Annotated in this window: 4 protein-coding genes; 2 read left to right on the forward strand and 2 right to left on the reverse strand. The window is 50.9% G+C overall.

The window, feature by feature from the left end; translation table 11 throughout:
- Positions 1 to 369: 369 nt before the first annotated feature.
- Together H6F43_RS02090 and H6F43_RS02095 are read right to left on the reverse strand one after the other, a co-directional pair.
- Positions 370 to 1,029, reverse strand: a complete 660-nt coding sequence (locus tag H6F43_RS02090) for a cysteine hydrolase (protein WP_190340358.1) — start codon at positions 1,027 to 1,029, stop codon at positions 370 to 372.
- Positions 1,030 to 1,293: 264 nt separating this feature from the next.
- Positions 1,294 to 1,749, reverse strand: coding sequence for a hypothetical protein (locus H6F43_RS02095; protein ID WP_190340359.1), 456 nt, complete (start codon positions 1,747 to 1,749; stop codon positions 1,294 to 1,296).
- 517 nt (positions 1,750 to 2,266) lie between these two features.
- On the opposite strand from H6F43_RS02095, the gene H6F43_RS02100 reads away from it, so the two are divergent.
- Together H6F43_RS02100 and H6F43_RS02105 are read left to right on the forward strand one after the other, a co-directional pair.
- Entirely contained in the window at positions 2,267 to 2,533 is a 267-nt protein-coding gene (locus tag H6F43_RS02100) for a hypothetical protein (RefSeq protein WP_190340360.1), read from the forward strand.
- A gap of 158 nt (positions 2,534 to 2,691) precedes the next feature.
- The coding region (locus H6F43_RS02105) for a tetratricopeptide repeat protein (protein WP_190340361.1) at positions 2,692 to 3,653 on the forward strand (962 nt) is incomplete at its 3' end.

Genomic DNA, 3,653 nt, shown 5'->3' on the forward strand with positions numbered 1-3,653 from the left:
CATCGGCACCCAATTGCTCTAACTCCTGCGCTGCTAGCGTTTCTAGCCCCCGCGCCACTGTTGCAAAATACTGATTCATTCATGAGGCTCATAATTGCAAGGCACTGCGAAACTCACTCGCGCACTGTGAAGCCCACTTGCCCTTAACAATTATATCGACCCTAAGAAGATGTTTCCCTTGAGCAGACTGGGAGACTTCTGAATCCCTACAGCCAGAATTATTTCAATAGCAAGTTAGAGCTGCAGATACGATCGGTGGAGCGGCAGTCGAATGTTTTTAATCACCGAACACAAATAAACTTTGCATTCCAGTGATTAAGTTCACTCGTTCTGGTGCATTGGGCTCGTTAGGCTGCATATCACAATTGTCTATAAGCTTTGGCTTCCAGCTTTCTTGCGGAGAATTAAGCATATCTCCTCTACGTTTGTGAAGAAAGCATCTCCCATGAATTTAAGGCTGGCAACTGCGCGCTGACCCGCTTCTTCGTTGCCTGCTCCACAGGCATCGGTAACCATCACAGGGATGTATCCAAGGTCGGCAGCATGGCGAATCGTTGGCTCAATTCCAATTTCAGTTGCCACTCCTACAATGATGACAGTTTGAATCGCACAGTCGCGTAAGGCAATGTTGAGCGGAGTACCCTCAAAGGCAGACATGGTGATTTTGTCGAAAATTGCCTCGGAGGGCAGCGGTGTTACTTCAGGAATTAATTGGAAACCTGGTGCGTCAGGTAGAAACCAAGGATTGACATCTTCGACGGAAGATACTCTTTGCCATGCCTTTGCTGTCTTGAGTTGAAAGACACCTGATAATTCTTTAGGTAGTGACATATGGCGCATAAAAAATATGCGCAAACCAACTTCTCGCGCTGCTTGAAGAACCTCTACAACCTTCGTCTTGATCGTAGCTCCGTTACTTAACTGGGTAAAAATGCCGATTTGCATATCGTAAACTAGTAGAGCTGTTCGATCGAGTTCACAGGCATCTTCTAAGTTTTCAGGAATTTCTAGCCCAAATGCCTTTTCCATTTTTCTTACCCCTGAATCTATCTCTAAAAGGTAGCAGGTTAGCTGGCTATCTGGTTCAAGCCAGTCTAACGTTCCCGTTCACCCGCTGCAAATAACCTCTCGAATTCAACAGAAGGTTTTGTACAGTCGGTGTGCAACGGCTTGTTAGACTGAGATCGCTTTCTCCAAGAATTCATGAGCACAGTGCGTTCCTAACGATCTATCGGTAGAGGAGATAAGAGTTCATTCAGGAACACACCCTACAAAATCGGCGATCGCACTGTTTTACGAAGGAATTATTTGATCCCAAGGAGCATCACTAAATGACAACAATCGACTTCCGTTGACAAGAGGCACTCCATCGGTCAAGCCTACAATGATTTTAGCGATAGCAAAGATGACCTCCGCAGTTTCGGGGACAGGATCGGCGTCCTCTGTGAAGTCCCAGTAAATTTCAAAACGAGCGTTGGTCTGACGAATTTTTAGAATGTCAGATGCAGAGGCTCCAGCTAATTCTAAACTGTCAGCCATTTCTTGTGCTTCTTCTTGATCACTCTGTTCTGTGCTTGAAGATACGCGCACTGGTGCCTGATCATATAGCCCGACAGCGAAATATGAACGATTACCTCCCTCTATAAGCCAGCGGGGATGGCTAGATCGAATTGCTGCTATGATTTCTTGACAGCTTACAGATTTAACTGAAGCATCATATACAACATAAACAATAACTTCGCTACTCATTAACAACCTCTTGATTGGATTGAAATTCAGCTAACTATTCATTAGCTGAAACTTTCAGAATATTCACCCGCTCAGGGACATTACCGACGTTATGCACGATAACATCCCGCTACGGCAGATTATCAAGCAAGTTGCAGTCTATTTTCTACTTCTACAGAACCTCTGTACAGGTGATAAGTAATACAAGCGCACTCTCAGTTCTAGATAGGACGATCGCCCCTCCCTCCCAATTCCAATCTCTCTAACCAGGGGATTGACGGAACACCCGCACTACCGTTATTCTCACAAACTAAGGTTGCGTGCCTGTTCTTTGACGCAGCCCGTATTCCCAAAAATTCAGTCAGCGCTACCCGATGCTGTCGTTACCAGCAAAGGGTAGCTAACCTCCGAGACTGACGCTAGCAGTCACGGTGGCTAAAGGCGGATCTTATCATCCTCTTCAGCCACCTTGCTTCCTTGTGTCGTGGGGTGGCTGAGTTTTTGGGATTTCCTCAGCTCAAACATAGGAGATCCCATCATGCTAGATGCCTTATTGTCGGCGTTTCCGCCAAACGATCCCGGTGCGCCCTTGCCCGATCGTGCCCCTTCCGACTCATGGGAAGAAGTGCACGTTCTGATCATCAGCAGTCCCAATGGCGTGCGCGAAACGGTGCACGAACTACATCGACGCGGCTTTGCCGAAGTCGGTACGTGGAGCAAACTGCTACCCGCCCCCGCCTCCGGAGAAGTCATGAGCATCCTGACGCGGCGACGCGCACGCGATCGATCGAGCCGATCGATCTAATTAGATGAATGAGGCGATCGCGCAGCACACAACTTAACGAGCGCGATCGCTGCCCATCCTGAATAATTTAGAGAGGTGATTTTTCCACGTCTGCAAGTACGAAGTGTAATTCAGGCGTTGATAATCGAAGCCAACGATCGCTCACAGGCAGGTTGCAGGTGAACAACGCGCTACTCTCCGCGGCTCAGTCGCACATGCAGGCAGGACAACTGGCAGAAGCAGAAACCCTCTGCCATCAGATACTTCAGCAGCAGCCTCACAGCATTGAAGCGCTGTCATGGCTGGCGCTAATCGCCGAGCAGACCGATCGCCTTGCAGACAGCGTTGCCTACTACGAGCAGATATTGCAGCAAGCTCCCCATTCCGCCGAAACCCACAGCAACCTTGGGTCCGTGCTGTGCAGACAGGGACGCCGCGCTGACGCGATCGCTCACCACCAGAAAGCCGTAGCCTTGATGCCGCAAGATGCAGAAGCCTACTACAACCTGGGCGTCGCATTCTACGAAGACGGACAGCTAGACCGCGCGATCGTTCACTATCAGCAGGCAATTGCCCTGAATCCGCAGCACGCCAATGCCCACAACAACCTGGGCATTGCCCTCTCAAAGCAGGGAAACCTGAGCGGCGCGATCGACCACTACCAGCAAGCCGTCACCCTCAACCCAGATCACATCAACGCGCATAACAGTTTGGGCGTCGCGCTGTTCAACCAGGGACGACTCGCCGATGCCGCCGCACACTACCAGCAAGCGATCGCCCTCAACCCCCGCTACTTCAGCGCCCATAACAACCTGGGAATTGCGCTACAGCGGCAAGGAAAGCGCGCCGACGCGATCGCCGCTTACCAAACCGCGCTGGCGCTAAAGCCCGACTACGCCAGCGCCTACGACAACCTGGGAACCGTACTACAAGAGCAGGGCAAGCTAGAGGATGCCATTGTTCAGTATCGCCGCGCGATCGCCTACGACCCCGCGTGCGCCAACGCCTACAACAACCTCGGCTCCGCCCTAAAAGAGCAAGGCAACCTCAACGAGGCGATCGCCTGCTGTCTGCAGGCAATCCAATTGCAGCCCAACCACGCCGACGCGCACAACAACTACGCCAGCGCCCTAGTCGAGCA

The sequence above is a fragment of the Leptolyngbya sp. FACHB-36 genome (assembly GCF_014695955.1).
GTDB lineage: Bacteria > Cyanobacteriota > Cyanobacteriia > Leptolyngbyales > Leptolyngbyaceae > FACHB-36.

Coding starts and splice junctions, on each gene's coding strand:
- H6F43_RS02095 (WP_190340359.1), bottom strand. CDS start 1,749: ATGAGTAGCGAAGTTATTGTTTATGTTGTATATGATGCTTCAGTTAAA.
- H6F43_RS02100 (WP_190340360.1), top strand. CDS start 2,267: ATGCTAGATGCCTTATTGTCGGCGTTTCCGCCAAACGATCCCGGTGCG.
- H6F43_RS02090 (WP_190340358.1), bottom strand. CDS start 1,029: ATGGAAAAGGCATTTGGGCTAGAAATTCCTGAAAACTTAGAAGATGCC.